We start from the raw sequence: 16,354 nt of genomic DNA, 5'->3' as shown, positions 1-16,354 counted from the left end.
CTGATCCATTCAGTGAATGAAACGCTGTTTTTTACCTCAATGGCGTAAGTATAGTCAATCTCTGTTTACAAAATCGCCAGAACAGGTTCATTCACCTCAGGATTTACCCTTCTTTGACTTCAGTTTACGAAATCAGTTTCCCTTGCAGGCCAGAATGTCTGGCCCCGCTCCGCCATCTGCAATAATTCGTCACACGGTGTAAACCGCGGACCGTATTGCGAGGCCAGACGTTGCAAAATGACAACCACTTCACCCGCACCGAGCGTATCCATGTAACGGAACGGGCCGCCAAGGAACGGCGGGAAACCAATACCAAATACCGCGCCGATGTCGCCATCGCGTGCGCTCTTGATCACCTGTTCACCAAAGCAGCGCGCCGCTTCATTGAGCATCATCATGACGCAACGTTCTGCGCACTGAACGGCAGACAGTCTTCCCTGACCGGTGGCCGAAATAAGCCCATAAACCGAAGGGTCGACCTGTTTCTTGCTTTTACGCCCTTTCGCGCCGTAAAGATAGAAACCGCGTTCATTTTTTCTGCCTTTGCGATCGTCCTTCAAAATTGCAGAAACAATGTTTGCAGGCGGGGTAAAACGATCGCCATAAGCCGCTTCCAGCACAGGTATAATTTTAGTGCCGGTGTCTATTCCCACCTCATCCAAAAGTTGGATTGGACCGACGGGGAAGCCAAACTTTACGAGCGCCTCGTCGACGTGCTCGATTTTCTCCCCTTCCGTCAGCAGCCGCATCGCTTCGTTGATATAGGGTGCCAGAATACGGTTGACGTAGAAGCCAGCCTTGTCCGCGACCACAATCGGGGTTTTACCCTGTTTTTTCGCCAGCTTCACCACGGTGGCGATGGTCTGCGGGCTGGTCGTGGCGTGCGGGATCACCTCCACCAGCGGCATTTTTTCGACCGGACTGAAAAAGTGCAGACCAATGACCTGCTCCGGACGAGCAGCTTTCGCCGCGATATCGCCAATCGGTAAAGACGAGGTGTTTGAGGCGAAAATAGTGTGCGGCGCGCAGTGCTGCTCTACGTCGGCCACCATCTGCTGCTTAAGCGCCAGGTCTTCAAATACGGCTTCAATCACCAGGTCCCGGTGCGCAAAACCGCTGTAATCCGTCGTGCCGGAGATCGTCGCCAGGGTTTTATCACGCTCGCTTGCCTTGATATGGCGGCGTTTGACCTTCCGATCAAGGTTCTGCCAGCTGTACTGCAGCGCGTGGTTGATGCCCTTTGCGCTGATGTCTTTGATACGTACGGGCAATTTGCCTTTGCTGGCGGTAACAAACGCGATTCCGCCGCCCATGAGCCCACCGCCCAGCACGCCAACGGCGCGCAGCGGCGCAGGCTCTGCCTCGCTGCCCGGATCTTTTTTCACCTCAGTACTGGCGAAGAAGATGCTGCGCAGCGCCTGCGACTGCGGCGTCATCGCCAGTTCTCCAAAGGCTTTGGCCTCAGCGGCATAGCCGCTGCTGCTGCCCTGCGACAACCCGGTTTCCATCACTTCCAGAATGCGCTTTGCCGCCGGGTAGTTGCCTTTGGTTTTTTGCTCGGTTTTTTTGCCTACCATGTTGAACAGGAGCGCGCGCCCCAGTGGCCCTGCCAGCACGCGCTCGCGTACGGGGAGAGGACGTTTTGTCTGACGTCCCTTCAGCGCCAGCTCAACGGCAGCGTCCAGTAGAATGGTGTGCGGAACGACGTCGTCAACCAACCCCACTTTCAGTGCCTGACGGGGGCGTAGCTGCTTGCCGGTTAAGATCATCTCCAGGGCGGTGCTAACCCCAACCAGACGCGGCAGACGCTGTGTTCCACCCGATCCCGGCAGCAGGCCTAACTGCACTTCTGGCAACCCTAAAACGGTTTTCGGATCGTCAGTGCAGATACGGCTGTGACAGGCCAGCGCCAGCTCCAGCCCGCCGCCCAGGCAGGCACCGTGGATCGCGGCAATAACCGGAATCGGCAGAGCGTTGATTTCAGCCATCACCTGCTGTCCCTGACGCGCCAGATCTTCAGCTTCCTGCGCGCTTTTCGCTCGGGCGATCATGTTGATATCGGCCCCGGCAATAAAGTTATCCGGCTTAGCCGAGATAAAGACCAGACCACGAATCGCTTTATTTTCGCGGATCTGCTTGAGCATGGCGCGAACCTGAGTGCCGAATTCAGCCTTCAGGGTATTCATCTTTTCATCAGGCACATCAATAGTGATAACCGCGACGTTATCGAGGCGAACCGTCAGATTAAATGCAGATGGCATATCCATTATTCAGCCTCCAGAACCATTGCTGCACCAAGGCCGCCCGCCGCGCAGGCGGTGACGAGACCAAACCCGCCGCCGCGGCGACGGAGTTCGTGTAGTGTCTGGGTGATCATTCGCGCGCCCGTGGCCGCAAACGGATGGCCGTAGGCGATCGACCCACCCAGCACGTTGAACTTGCTCTGATCCACTTCGCCGGTGGCATGGGCGCGGCCCAGCACGTCGCGTGCAAAACGCTCGCTTGCCAGCAGCTGGACGTTTGCCAGGGTTTGCGCGGCAAAGGCTTCGTGCATATCAATCAGGGTTAAATCCGCCAGGGTTAGCCCCGCGCGATCCAGCGCCAGCGGCGTGGACCACGCCGGACCTAACAGCATGTCCTGCCAGACATCAATGGCGGTAAAGGCATAGCTGCGCAAATAGCCCAGCGGCGTGATGCCCAGCTCTTTTGCACGCGACTCCGTCATCAGGATCACCGCAGCAGCACCATCGGTCAGCGGCGTACTGTTGGCCGCCGTCACGGTGCCGTGCTTGCGGTCAAACGCCGGACGCAGTTTGGCGTAATCCGCCAGCGTCGAGGTACCACGAATATTGTTGTCTTCAGTAAGAGGCTCTCGATAGGGAGGCGTGTAGGCGGTCATGACCTCGTCGGTGAGTTTGCCCTCCGACCAGGCTTTCGCTGCCAGCTGATGCGAGCGATGCGCCAGCGCATCCTGCTGCTCGCGGGTGATGCCGTAGGTTTTGGCCATCTGCTCGGCGGTATCGCCCATTCGCAGGCCGGTAGAGTATTCCGCGACGGCAGGTGGCACGGGCATGAGATCGCGCAGGCGTAAACGCGAGAAGAGTTTGAGCTTCGCACCGGTGGTGCGGGCTTTATTGGCATCCACCAGAATGCGGGCCAGCTTTTTACTGACGCCAATCGGCAGTACGGAGGAAGAATCGGCGCCACCTGCGATCCCGGCGCGAATGGTGCCCGCCATCAGACTTTCCGCCACGTTTGCTACCGCCTGGAAGCTGGTCGCGCACGCGCGGCTAACGCTGTAGGCATCGGTATGAACGTTCATGCCGGTACCGAGAACAATCTCACGCGCAATGTTAGGGGCTTCAGGCATCTGTACCACCTGGCCGAAGACCAGTTGTTCGATGACCTCAGGCGGAATTTCGCTGCGAGCCAGCATCTCCCCCACTACCATTTTCCCCAGATCGACAGCCGGTATACCGTGAAACGCCGTCGCCTGACGTGCAAACGGCGTACGCAGACCGCTGACAATGGCAATGCGGTCACCTTGTCGGGTGATTAGCGGTAATGCCTGACTCATAACCTTCCCCTGTGAAAAATTTTACATGACTATAAAGTGGTCTGACCTGATAACAGTCTTAACCATTTTTTTACATTCAGCCAATCGGGGAAGCTTAAAAATGCGAGGTAAAACACAGAGAAGAAAAAGAAAATGCCCCTGCATGGCAGAGGCAATTGTGCGGTTTGTTGCCGGGTGGCGACGGTGCCTTACCCGGCCTACACGATCGTAGGCCCGTGCAAGCGAAGCGCCGCTGGGCAAAAAGGATTAACGCAGACCGAGCTGGAAAATCAGCGTTTCAGCTTCGCAGGCAAACACAAAGTCGATATCCAGCTTCACGCCGCCGTCCACTTCCGTGAAGGTAGATTTGATTTCACACGGATCGGACTCCACATCACGCGCGCGCTTGCTCAGCGCGGCCAGCGTTTCTTCGGCTTCGGCGCGGTTGGTGAACACACGGCTGTAAGACGCGGTGCAATCGGTGTTGTCCATGATGGTGCCAACATCCATACAGCAGCAAACCGGGGTTTCATCAGCACTGCATTTACTCATAGCTCAATTTCCTCTGTATTCGCGCAGCGCGCGAGATAAACACGATGCTGATATTTTACGCCCCAGCGCTGGCTCTCTCCAGCCGTTAATGGCGCAAAATCGGATAAGTGACCGATATCACACTAAAAAATGATCTAAAACAAAAACCACCCTTTTGGGTGAGCCGCGATGGTCACAATTTTGCCAACCAGATCTCGTTTCAAGAAACATATTTGAAAATATTAATAAACAAACTTGCAACATTCAGGCTGGTCGGACCTATACTCTGGCCATTGGTCTGATTTGTCTGTCATACCTCAGACCCTACACTTCGCGCTCCTGTTACGGTATGTAACAATTATTGAATAAAAATAACTCAATGAGGTTATGGTCATGAGCCAGAAAACCCTGTTCAACAAGACTGCGCTGGCAGTCGCAGTGGCAATCGTCTCTACTTCCGCCTGGTCAGCGGGCTTTCAGCTAAACGAATTTTCTTCCTCTGGCCTTGGCCGCGCGTATTCAGGGGAAGGTGCAATCGCTGATGATGCGGGTAACGCAAGCCGTAACCCTGCATTAATCATGATGTTCGATCGCCCGACCTTCTCTGCTGGTGCGGTGTATATCGATCCTGATGTCAACATTTCCGGCACGTCACCTTCTGGTGCGAGCCTGAAAGCAGATAACATTGCGCCAACGGCGTGGGTACCTAACCTGCACTTCGTTGCACCAATCAATGAACAATTTGGCTGGGGCGCATCCGTCACGTCTAACTATGGCCTTGCTACCGAGTTCAACAACAACTACCCGGCAGGCGAATACGGCGGTAAAACAGACCTGACAACGCTAAACCTGAACCTGAGCGGTGCTTATCGTCTGAACGACAGCTGGAGCTTCGGTCTGGGCTTTGATGCCGTCTACGCCGATGCAAAAATTGAGCGTTACGCCGGTGAACAAACGGCTCGCCTGCCGAAAAACAGCAACAAAATTGCCAGCCTGAAGGGCGATGAGTGGGGCTATGGCTGGAACGCCGGTATTCTGTACGAGCTGGACAAAAACAACCGCTGGGGCCTGACCTATCGTTCCGAAGTAAAAATTGACTTCGACGGCGATTACAAGAGCGGCATCCTGACGCCGGTCAACAGCCTGGTCCCTGGTGCGGGTACCACTATCCCGTGGGGGACTTCTGGTCAAACTGTCCCTGGCTCACTGTCACTGCATCTGCCAGAAATGTGGGAAGTCTCGGGTTACAACCGCGTAGCGCCACAGTGGGCTATTCACTATAGCCTGGCCTATACCAGCTGGAGCCAGTTCCAGGAGCTGAAAGCGACCGGCACCAACGGTCAAACGCTGTTCTATAAGGACGAGAGCTTCCACGACGCCTATCGCATTGCGTTGGGTACCACCTACTATATGGATGACAACTGGACATTCCGTACCGGTATCGCATTCGATGACAGCCCGGTACCGGCTGATAAGCGCTCCATTTCCATTCCGGATCAGGACCGCTTCTGGGTGAGTGCTGGTGCAACCTACGCGTTCAACGAGAATGCTTCTGTCGATGCGGGCGTATCTTATATGCATGGCCAGAAAGTGACCTTCAAGGAAGGCCCGTACGAATTTACCTCTGAAGGTAAAGCCTGGCTGTTCGGTACTAACTTCAACTACGCGTTCTAATCGCGCAGGGATCAAAAAAGGTGAGCGTTGCTCACCTTTTTTATTTATTCCGAATCAATATCTTTGAGTTCGTTTTCAATTGCCTTCGCGTTTGGATTATCTTCCGGCTTCAGCTTGCCGCCGTTGGCGATAAAGTCATGATTCTGGAAGTACGCTTCACGCACCATAATGTACGGATCGGACGACTGGCGCAGCAGACCGTCTGAATCAAGCAGTTGCGCACGGGTTTCAATCCCTTCCACCGTCCATTTACCCACCGACAGCGGCCAGGTCAGCCACGACAGAACCGGATACAGCGTATCGACCATATCGCCGCCATCATCACGCACGGTGAAGCTGCCATAGAACGGCAGATGGACGTAAGGACCGTAACCGACACCATAATGCCCCAGCGTACTGCCGAAACGGTGCGGCTGTTCACGCTGCAGTTTCGGGTTTGCCATACCTGCAACATCGATAAAACCACCCATACCCAGCAGGGAGTTCAGGAAGAAGCGCGTAAAGTGCACCATCCCCTGATACGGATCGCCCTGCAGGAAATAGTTGACCATCACCGCAGGCTCTTCGAGGTTGCTGGTAAAATTGCTTAACCCGTTACGCGCGGGCTGTGGAACGTAATCGCGCCATGCTACTGCCACCGGGCGAACTACATACGGGTCCAGCACGTTGTAGTTGAAGCTATACATAGAGCGGTTAAATCCTTCGAGAGGATCGGAGCGTCCCGTTTGCTCCCCGGAGCTGGCGCAGCCCACAAGCATCGTCGCGCCCAGCGCAAGCGCCGACAGCCGAAGTTTCATAAATATCTCCCTGTTCAGTATGGCTATCGTTGATTGCCATCCGTAACGGAGCATCTGGCGCTCCGTCTGAAAACGTGCAAGTGATTGTAACAGCACGTTTACCGATGTCTATGAGTACAGTTACGGGCAGTAATCACCGTGACTCTGATCTCAGCATAGCCTGACTTTTGGAATTCGTTTCGCTGGCAATTTTATAATGTCTTTGAACAAGATGTATCACCTTTGTTGTCATTCCCGCCAATTTAAGAGCATCCCCACAGGCATCCCGATAAAAGCCGCTACGCTTAAAAGAAAGATCAACCTCCGGGAGCAGATATGAAAGAAGTGGGTGAAGACAAAATTGGCGAAAGTAATGAGGAACATGAAATTGAAAGCGAGGAGAAAGCGCGCGGTGAGGAGATAGAGATTGATGAGGATCGCCTCCCCTCCCGCGCGATGGCAATTCACGAACATATACGCCAGGACGGCGAAAAGGAGATGGAGCGCGATGCCATGGCCCTCTTCTGGTCAGCTATCGCGGCTGGATTATCAATGGGCGCCTCGCTGCTTGCTAAAGGGATATTTCATGTGCAGCTGGAGGGCGTTCCCGGCGGATTTTTACTGGAGAACCTCGGCTACACCTTCGGCTTTATTATCGTCATCATGGCCCGCCAGCAGCTGTTTACTGAGAACACGGTGACCGCCGTACTGCCGGTGATGCAAAACCCTACCCTCGGCAATTTTGGTTTATTGATGAGGCTCTGGAGCGTGGTTCTGCTGGGAAATATCATCGGCACGGGCATCGCGGCCTGGGCATTTGAATATATGCCGATATTTGATGAACCCACCCGGGACGCGTTTGTGAAGATCGGTATGGATGTGATGAAAAACACGCCAGTCGAAATGTTTTCTAATGCCATCATCTCTGGGTGGATTATCGCCACAATGGTGTGGATGTTCCCTTCTGCCGGTAGCGCTAAAATCGTGGTGATCATACTCATGACTTGGTTAATTGCGCTGGCGGATACCACGCATATCGTGGTCGGTACCGTTGAGATACTCTACCTGGTCTTTAATGGCACGCTTCACTGGAGCGATTTTTTCTGGCCGTTCGCTATTCCGACGCTGGCGGGGAATATCTGCGGCGGAACGTTTATCTTCGCGCTGTTAAGCCATGCCCAAATCCGTAACGACATGTCGAATAAACGCAAAGCCGAGCTTAAGGCGCAGGCAGAAAAGGATAAAGCAGCAAAAAAATCAACCTGAATGGTGACTCTTTGAGCAGTCAGGCGGCAACGCGCTTAACGCAAAGTGTAAATAACGCTATACTCGTGCCGCCTCGTCCCCTTAGTTAAATGGATATAACGAGCCCCTCCTAAGGGCTAGTTGCAGGTTCGATTCCTGCAGGGGACACTTTTATCTTCCTCTGTTTTTAACCCAAATTAGTCTGTTCGCTGCAAAAACTCATTGAGCAGAAGCATCCTGCTTTATTTGAGCATAACGCGTTGCCAGTTGCTTTAGGTGAAGCTCAAGTTGGGTCTTTTCTGCTTCAGGGAGCGCACTTCCTGCAGGATACTGCGACAGGCGCCTGAGCTGCTCTTCAGCGGGTATCGCATGGTTAAATGACTGCATAGTCGAAAAAACCACGGATTTAAGCTCACTCACGGTTATATATTTTCCTTTTTGCTCATCCAGACTACTCAGCCGATCACTCAGTTGCTGAAGCGTCATCATCCCCTGATACCAGCTGTTCATTGCGTCTACAGGCAACGCCGTCGCGTTAAACTTTTTTTGCCACTGTATTATCAGCGCGTTAGCCTCTTCGGGCCGTAATGTCTGGAGCTGCTTTAACAGCTGTAGGCTGTAGGAAATATTCCAGTCAGGAGACAGTTTATCCAGCCGTGTAAGCTGCTGCTGCGTATCTGAGATAAACGTAGACGGTAACGTTCCTCGCTGCGTTAACGCGTCTTGCTGAACAGGTGTAAGCACTTCAGGTAACGGCGCCAGCGAGGCAATGGCCTGAGTCGTTAAGGGATCGGGTCTGGAGAGAAAGCCCCCTCCCCACGCTACGGCGACGCAGACCACCAGCATAGAACACATCCCGGCGACAAAGGGCTTCCACTGCCCGGCAATCCGGGAGGGCATCACAGGTTCCTCACCGTTCGGCTCATTTTTCTGCTGGACAACATATACCCTTTTCACCGCCTGGATCGGTTCATCCTTTTCCAAAGGCGCTTCCCTGTCGGGCTTCATCTCATGCGAATCTGTTATTCCATGATTTTTTTCCAGTCTTGCCGCATTAGAATGTATCACCGTTCGTAATGTCTCGAACTGGCTAAGGTGTTTAAGCTCAAGGGTCTGGAGCACCGCCCCCAGCCTGGAAAGCAACGCTTCAGCGTTATATAGCTCACTCAGATTGCTGTCATCCAAAGTGAGCATACGCATGAGTTGCTGCAGGCGCTGGCTCAGGCTGCTAAGGATTTCCATTCGCACGTGTTGCGAATGCGGCCAGAAAACCTCCCACTGGTGGCTAATCAGAGCCTCCAGGATCGCCAGCCCCTCATTCAGGCCAGCGACTCCAGACTGCTGCGTACGGGCGAGGGTGTACCAGGCTGCAGTCTGCAACTCAACACCGTTTTGCTCGAATAATGAAAGGCAGCGTTTTTCAACGTATACCCAATTCACGTCCGGTCGAGCGGGATGGCTTAATTTACTCAGTTCATCGCGAAGGGCGGCATAATCCGGAAGCGTGCGCGGGTCGCCGCCGGTTTTTAACGTTATATCTATAGTCATTCTGGAGGGCCTGCATATTCGTGTCAGTTGATTTCGTCAGTTGATGAAATAATGTTATCGCTATGGCAACAGCGCTAAAATCAGACCGAAAAAAATACCTTCATCAAATAATTGTCCTGACCGGGATGGTGTATCTGGGGGAGTGAAGATCCAGTCACTTCCCCTCCCTACCCGCATAAAGAGCCGCCCTTGAGAAATAACATTTTCTCCGGAACAGAAAGTCACCTCGACACAACCGGCGACGCCCTGTCCATACAGAAAGATCGGCATAAACTTTACCGCCCGACCGTCATAACGAAGAACAATACCGGAAATCTCAAAAGCCCCTCCCTCCACCAGCAGGTCCGAAACGGAAGCAGAGACAGTGCTCACATTCAGTCCGGTACCGAAGGATGTTCAACCAGGTTGCGGGCTTTTCCTGCTACAGAGGTAATTTGTCCATAGTTCAGCATAAACGAGATCAACAGCCCCGCCCCCCAGAGACCAATGATGGCCGCCAGCGTCCAGGCGAGCGTCTGTTCCCATGCCATACCGACCCGGCGGCCACGTATACGGGTGCAGTCGTCAACGATCCCCTGCCATGTCACCGGCAGAGTCAGGGCATGGCGTTGTGACTCCGGAACATATTTCTCAGCGTCGGCTTTTCCCCCTGACGTATCAGCAGATTTCTTCTCCGGCAGGCTGAACATCAGGCCGCGCAGCGGAACGCGCTGCTGAGCGTCGGAGAGCCATGGCAGCAGTTGCTGAGCCCAGCGGGCGATACCGCCGTCTTTGAGATGCTGGCCAAGACGCAGCAGGAAATCGTGGTTGTTATTCTCCAGTATCTGGTTCACGCCCTGCGCCCGTAGTTCGGGCAGCATCATTTCAAGCTGTCGGGTAATGTCGTCGGCTCTGGCACGGATCGGGAAACTGGCCCCGACCGGCTGTTCAGTGCGTTTAGCCTGTGACCATTTACTGTCGCAAAATTGCCATAACCAAACCGGCGCGGAATAGCGCAGCAGTTCGCTGATTTTTTCAAGCCCGCGTAAATCGTTATCGCTGATTTGTGGAGTCAGATTAAGCGATTGGGGCAATACGCGTACAATACCGTCCAGAGGGCGTCCGCGGCGCAGTTTACGTAGCGCGGTGTATTTCTCTCGGTCAGGCTCAGAGGTCAGACTTCCGCCGTAAATCAGCACGGTACGGTTGCCTTCAAGCCACTGCTGCTGTTGCAGGCCTGGAACAAGCTGTTCGATCGCGGCATCATCACCGGCAACGAGCAGCAGGCGGACGTTATGGCGCCAGAAAAGGGTGTAGCGCTTGCGCAAAGAGCGCGCGATTTCAGCTTTTAATCCCTGCTGTCTTACTTTTTGCTTACGGTGGTTCTCTCTCCCTCCTCGCGTCGAAAGCGTCTTGACATGACATATCTGCCAAAGCTGAACGCCGAGAAAGCCCAGCACAATCAGGCAAACTAACGCAATCCAGGCAATACCGCAGACAATAAGCAGGGGCCGAACCGATTCCCAGCCCAGTGAGACATCAACAGCGAAATACCAGTAGAGAAGCCCCCCACAAAGTATCACCAAAGTGACAACAGCAAGGGCGATAATCACCGTTACGGCAGTCGAGATACTTGCGTCTGGTTTAAGGGCGTTTTCCTTTTCCATGTGGCTTTACAATTCCAAGAGCGAGGGTATGTTGAGGATCGGTACTAATCCAGCCGCAAGGCTGTGCTTCGTTTTGGGCAAAAAGAGCGGCAAGAGAAATAACAATAAGAGGTTCCATGCTTCCCGGCACTCCCCAATAGCTATCCTGAAGATTATGGGTGGTGTTCCAGCCACACTCGTTCATCTGGGGAATTTGAGGATGCGAAAACAAAATGCAGGCGGCTGGCTCCTCCTTAAGTTCACATTGAGTGACCGCGCGTTCGCAGACGATGCTCAATTTGTCTGGATCTGAGGCATCATAAAATTCCCCCCGAGGCATCACCACGTGTGCGTCAGCGCCTATCAGCCACAGTACTGCAGACTCCCCTGCGGGCAACAGGCTATCAGGTGAAGCGGGGCATGAAACGCATCCAACCACAAGATACTGGCTTTTCGCATCCTCCCGAAGCTGGCGATTATTCCAGCCACTACAAAGCAGCGCGGTAATAGCAGCCAGGGTGAAAATGCCAAGGACGCAACGCCAGGTCCGGGCACGGGGAGTGAGTCCTCCCCCTTCCGGTAGCTGTGGCAGGATGAAATCCGGAAGTGGGGAGATCACCGTACTGTCCGTTCCCACCGGGTGCCAGCCAGACACCTGCTGCATGGCGGTATGACGCGACAACCACGCCGTCCAGGCCGATGACGCAAGGCTTCCGGCAAGAATCGGCCCCATTCCCCCCAGCATTGCTGCAGGTGCAATGGCCGGAACATCAGGATTATCATCGATGAATACCGCCTGGACATGCTGATGGAACCAACTCATCAGGCTATTCATCAGCACCTGCTGCTGCATCACAGGCGCACCGCCGGTGGTGACCCATGCGGCAATTGAACAAGGCGCATTCGACTCACGCCAGACAGTCCACCCTTCATCCTCTACACCGCGGCCTTTTACCGCTTCATCAAGCAATGCACATTGTGCAGTGAGGATATGCCTACAGCTGGCTTCATCGAGCTCACTCGCTTTTAGTTCACGCTGAACGCGCTCTACATCAGCGATACAGCGTTCCCATAAGACCCGACCTTCACCTTCCTGAAACAACGGGCCATGGCGAAGGCTGATGACCTGAAGCCAGGTATCCTGCAGCAGTGCGTCAATATCAACAGGCACGGCAATGCCGCGTTTACGCTCACTCATGTTCTCAGTACCGCAAAGAGTTCAAGTTCAGGCTCACCAAGCATGCCCGGGACGTAAAACATGCATGTCCCGCTCTGGAGCATTTCGGCCGCCAAAGGATGCGAGAGGTCGAGACTGAAATACTGATTTTCCAGGCGCAGCGGAATGGCGGCTGGCACATGACGCAGCGGCATCAGCGGTACACCCACGCGGGATGAGTTGACGATCCCACGCACATGGTCAGGACTGCCGACCTTACACTGGCGCGGGAACTGTTCCTGCAACTGCGCCACCGGTATCGGCGACCGTACAGAAAGATAGTAATCCGCTCCTTCGCGCAGACGCGGGTCATGCAGGCGAGCCTGCCAGAAGTGCAGTCGTGGGTCATAGTCGAGCGTCAGAGCCACCACGCGGGACGGCAGACTGGCTTCAAGCAGATCGCTAAGTAAATCAAACAACGGCGGAAATACCGCGTTGAGTTGCTCATGATGCCAGACCGGAATGGCGTTCACCTGGTGCTCCAGAGAAAATGTCAGCAAGCTCCCCGCCAGGCGAGAAAGCTCCGGATACAGACGTTCCGGCGGGCTTTGCAGATTACGCTGGAACTGACCCAGTACGGGCTCAGCGCTATTCAGCGCGTTGAGCAGCCAGAACAGAGAGACATCAGCCACGGCAAAGTCAGCCATACGCTCATTGCTTTCGCGCCGCATTGCCATCAGACGACAGAGTCGGGCCCGTAACTGGGTCATCAACTGTTCCAGTTGCGTCACCAGCCAGCGGCTGCCTTGAATGGCCAACAGAGGGGGGAGAAACGTCTCATCTAATTGCCATGCACCCTGCGAATCTTGCTCCAGCCGGGCGACCGGACAAGTCAGGTAATCGCTGTTGTTCTGATGCGCAAAACGCAGGGTCAGTTCCGGCTGCATTACCGCAATCTGACGGGTGTCTTCTCCATACGCATTGCGCACATCCCGCCAGCGCTGGCGATAACGCACCGGGCGCTCGGCCACTTCATCGGGTTTAAGGCAGTTACCGCCATTCGCCCGCAGTAGCGGAAGCGCCAGCATCACCGTCACCTCCTGCGATTCACTTTCAAGCGACAACACAGGCGGCAGAGAATCTGCATTGTCTGTATCAATCAGCGTTCCGTCCTGAAAACGGACATGCAGATGACGGGCCTGGAGACGTCCAAGCTTGAGAGATTCCGGTTCGAAAGTGGCGTCAATGACCCCCCAGGGTGAGATGAGTCCCAGCCGGGCAATACATTCGGCAGACCAGGCCGCATACGCGACCTGTTGCTGAAAATGCTGGGGAGAGACCATAATGCCCCTACCCCATAACGGTTGTTCCGTTTTCATCGGCTTCCTGCCTGTTTTTACGCTTTCGCTTTCGGCATCTGTGAAACAAGCGACAAATTGACGTCCATCCCTTCCACCTGGAAGTGCGGAATCGCATACAATTTCACGCGGAAGAAGCCCGGGTTATCCTCAATATCTTCCACCACCACTTTCGCGTCACGCAGTGGGTGAGACGCCTGAAGTTCATCGCCCGGATCGGTCATTTCGGTCACCAGACTGCGGACCCAGGTGTTCAGCTCCAGCTCCAGAAGTCGGCGATCCTTAGTGGTGCCAATGTTTTCGCGCTGAATCAGCTTCAGGTAGTGGGCGATACGCGACAGCAGGAAGATGTACGGAAGACGCGCATTGATGCGGCTGTTCGCCGTTGCATCTGCGGTGTCATACAGCGCCGGTTTCTGCGTGGAGTTAGCCGAGAAGAAGCAGGCGTAGTCGCGGTTTTTGTAATAGGACAAAGGAATGAAGCCCAGATTCGCGAATTCGAATTCACGGGTTTCAGGAATCATCACTTCGCTCGGGATTTTTACCTGATTGCCAGTACCGAGATCGTACAGATGGATAGGCAGGTCCTGAACCGCACCACCAGCCTGTGGCCCACGGATCTGTACACACCAGCCATTATTGATGAAGCTGCGCACCATGTTGGACGCAAAAGCAAACGATGCGTTGGTCCACAGGTATTTGTCGTGATCCGGACCTTTGACCTCTTCGACATAATTGAAGCTGCGAACCGGAACGGTATCCGGGCCATACGGCAAACGTCCCAGTACGCGGGGCATCACCAGACCGATGTAGCGCGCGTCGTCCGTATCGCGGAACGATTTCCACTTGATGTACTCGGCGCGGTCAAAATAGTTACCAATATCTTTAATCGCCGCAACGTCTTCCATTGACTCCTTGAGGAAGAATTTCGGGCCTGCCGAGCCAATAAACGGCATATGTGCCGCAGCAGAGACTTTAGAGATATTGCGCAGCAGAGCGACATCCTGCGCTGAAGCGTCGAACTCGTAAGCGGAAATCAGCGCCGCAATCGGCTCGCCGCCCGGGGTATCATATTCGTCGATGTAGGTGTGTTTATAAAGACCACTCTGGATCACCTCCGGACAGTCTTCAAAGTCCTGGCGCAGGTCTTCTTTAGACATACTCAGAAGCTCAATTTTCACGTTCTGGCGAAAATCGGTTTTATCCACCAGCGACTTCACCCCACGCCACAGGCTCTCAACCGCCTGAAATTCATCATGGTGCATTACAGCGTCCAGCTGGCGGCTGATCTGAAAATCAAGCTCAGCGATATGGTGATCAATCAGGCTTTTATCCAGTTTTTCGACTTTCGAGCCTGCTTTGGTCAGACACTCCAGAAAGACCTGCATACCTGCAGTCAGACGTTCATCGGCGGTGGCATCCGACATCGCCTGCGCATCTTGCCAGATATCCAGCGCGCTCAACTCAGAGACCGGGCTCAGATTGATCTTCTCAAACAGGGAAGCGTAAACCCCACCCGCTGCTGGGCGCTCCAGCACCACGCTTTCACCGCCAGTAATATTATTTTGTACAGACATGAGCATTCCTTGATTAATCCGTTAAAACAGCCTGATGGTTAGGATTTTTTTGACGCCAGTGCGGATAATTCATTTCGCAACTCAGCGCTAAGCGACTGGTCAAGAACGATTTTTTCCAGCTCTTTTCGGAAAGTCTGGTTGTCCAAAAGGTTGGCTTTCAAATCACGGAGCAAGTTGCGCATCGCCAGCATCGCCTTCAGTTGCGGTATCTGAGCAGCCACCTGCTCTGGCGTGAAATCTTTCATGCTCTGGAAAGTCAGCTGAATGTTGTCCTCACCGCCATCATCAGCCAGCGTATTTTTAACGGTCAGATTAACTTTTGGGGAATATTCGGAAAGAACGCTATCAAAATTGTTCTTCGTGATATTAACCTTTTCGCGCTCAAATATTGGCGCTGTGTCCTGCCCATTACTAAAATCACCCGCAACAAGCAATTTCAATGGTAATTCCATTTTCTTGCTTGCTCCGCCAGTATGCAGGTCAAGCTTTAGGTTAATACGTGCCTTAGGCACTTCATTCTGAAAACTGTCAGCCATCTCATCATCCCTCTTTGGTTTTGCTATGCCAACTTCACGGTATCGCGTTGATGCGCAATCATAGAATAATGATCGACACAAAATCAAATACGCAGATCATTAACCCGCAATGAGAAATTTCTTAAGAATTTTCTGCTAAACTATTATTGTGTAATGCCCTGCCAAGGCAGAAAAAGGAACTACTCTTTTCGCGCAAACCAAATATTTATATCGTTAAAAGGATCGCAACCAGTGAGATACTAATAAAAACAACTTATTTTGATTTGCATCACGACACCTTGTCAAAAAAGCATGAATTAACTGAAAGAAGCTATTGAGGGACGCAAAAAAGAAGATACGAAAGAAGTATGAAAAGTGAATATTTTATTGATGGCATGAATAATATATAAGATTTTTCCTTGTGAAAATTCTTATTTATTATATGTAGTAAAAAATTCATTTCCGGATACTTAACGAGTCGTCAATCATTAATACCGTGCTTGCTCGTGAATTGACTTTATCCTTGCACAGAGGCTTCAGCTCGTCGCGCAAGAAGGAGGGATGCTCTCAATGCGGCTGTTTATAAAATCTGTAAAATCAAACACCTCCTGGATCGTCGCTTTTTTAATCAAAAACGAGTAATAGCACATATCGTATAACGGTGTTACATTATACCGCCCACCCAACGTCAGCTATGGCCAGGTAACGCCGTAAAGATCGGTAAAGCCTGCAACCATGACCTTGTACTACGGTCTAATAGGCACGTGGTATCGCACTAAGCGTTACTTTCACC

General features: G+C 53.2%; 11 protein-coding genes, 1 tRNA gene and 2 pseudogenes. 3 read left to right on the top strand and 11 right to left on the bottom strand.

Annotated elements, in window-relative coordinates; genetic code table 11:
- Positions 1–119: 119 nt before the first annotated feature.
- From fadJ to INF77_RS09465, 3 genes are all read right to left on the bottom strand, one after another.
- Positions 120–2,267: a fatty acid oxidation complex subunit alpha FadJ gene (fadJ, locus tag INF77_RS09475; protein WP_047364131.1), complete on the bottom strand. Its 2,148-nt coding sequence runs from the start codon at positions 2,265–2,267 to the stop codon at positions 120–122.
- Positions 2,267–3,577: an acetyl-CoA C-acyltransferase FadI gene (gene fadI, locus INF77_RS09470; RefSeq protein ID WP_041908875.1), complete on the bottom strand. Its 1,311-nt coding sequence runs from the start codon at positions 3,575–3,577 to the stop codon at positions 2,267–2,269. Before fadI ends, fadJ begins: the two co-directional genes overlap by 1 nt.
- A gap of 246 nt (positions 3,578–3,823) precedes the next feature.
- Entirely contained in the window at positions 3,824–4,108 is a 285-nt protein-coding gene (locus INF77_RS09465; protein WP_028013973.1) for a YfcZ/YiiS family protein, read from the bottom strand.
- A 372-nt stretch (positions 4,109–4,480) separates the two neighbouring features.
- Between INF77_RS09465 and fadL the strand changes: the two genes are divergently transcribed.
- Positions 4,481–5,761, top strand: a complete 1,281-nt coding sequence (gene fadL / locus INF77_RS09460; protein ID WP_041908871.1) for a long-chain fatty acid transporter FadL — start codon at positions 4,481–4,483, stop codon at positions 5,759–5,761.
- A gap of 44 nt (positions 5,762–5,805) precedes the next feature.
- Here the strand turns inward: fadL and mlaA are convergent, their stop codons facing one another.
- Positions 5,806–6,558, bottom strand: a complete 753-nt coding sequence (gene mlaA, locus INF77_RS09455; protein ID WP_041908870.1) for a phospholipid-binding lipoprotein MlaA — start codon at positions 6,556–6,558, stop codon at positions 5,806–5,808.
- A gap of 315 nt (positions 6,559–6,873) precedes the next feature.
- On the opposite strand from mlaA, the gene INF77_RS09450 reads away from it, so the two are divergent.
- On the top strand, positions 6,874–7,803 hold the full coding sequence (locus INF77_RS09450; protein ID WP_041908869.1) for a formate/nitrite transporter family protein: 930 nt from the start codon (positions 6,874–6,876) through the stop codon (positions 7,801–7,803).
- Between the two features lie 75 nt (positions 7,804–7,878).
- A tRNA-Arg gene (locus tag INF77_RS09445) sits at positions 7,879–7,950 on the top strand.
- A 51-nt stretch (positions 7,951–8,001) separates the two neighbouring features.
- Here the strand turns inward: INF77_RS09445 and INF77_RS09440 are convergent.
- From INF77_RS09440 to tssB, 7 genes and pseudogenes are all read right to left on the bottom strand, one after another.
- Entirely contained in the window at positions 8,002–9,330 is a 1,329-nt protein-coding gene (locus tag INF77_RS09440; protein ID WP_193532299.1) for a VasL domain-containing protein, read from the bottom strand.
- A gap of 60 nt (positions 9,331–9,390) precedes the next feature.
- Positions 9,391–9,702 (bottom strand): hypothetical protein, encoded by a 312-nt coding sequence (locus tag INF77_RS09435; RefSeq protein WP_370529631.1) that lies wholly within the window; start codon positions 9,700–9,702, stop codon positions 9,391–9,393.
- Positions 9,703–9,707: 5 nt separating this feature from the next.
- Positions 9,708–10,976: pseudogene (locus tag INF77_RS09430) on the bottom strand (type VI secretion protein VasK); the annotation flags it as partial.
- An 892-nt stretch (positions 10,977–11,868) separates the two neighbouring features.
- Positions 11,869–12,153, bottom strand: a pseudogene (locus INF77_RS09420) (DotU family type IV/VI secretion system protein); the annotation flags it as partial.
- Complete coding sequence (tssK, locus tag INF77_RS09415; protein ID WP_150144491.1) at positions 12,150–13,490, bottom strand: type VI secretion system baseplate subunit TssK; 1,341 nt, start codon at positions 13,488–13,490, stop codon at positions 12,150–12,152. The gene tssK and the pseudogene INF77_RS09420, both read right to left, overlap by 4 nt.
- A gap of 17 nt (positions 13,491–13,507) precedes the next feature.
- Positions 13,508–15,052, bottom strand: coding sequence for a type VI secretion system contractile sheath large subunit (gene tssC / locus INF77_RS09410; RefSeq protein WP_047368046.1), 1,545 nt, complete (start codon positions 15,050–15,052; stop codon positions 13,508–13,510).
- A gap of 32 nt (positions 15,053–15,084) precedes the next feature.
- Positions 15,085–15,582: a type VI secretion system contractile sheath small subunit gene (gene tssB / locus INF77_RS09405; RefSeq protein ID WP_041908834.1), complete on the bottom strand. Its 498-nt coding sequence runs from the start codon at positions 15,580–15,582 to the stop codon at positions 15,085–15,087.
- Between the last annotated feature and the right edge of the window lie 772 nt (positions 15,583–16,354).

Source organism: Enterobacter cloacae complex sp. P1B (assembly GCF_014982345.1).
Lineage (GTDB): Bacteria > Pseudomonadota > Gammaproteobacteria > Enterobacterales > Enterobacteriaceae > Enterobacter > Enterobacter bugandensis.
This window is presented reverse-complemented; position numbering and strand designations above follow the sequence as displayed.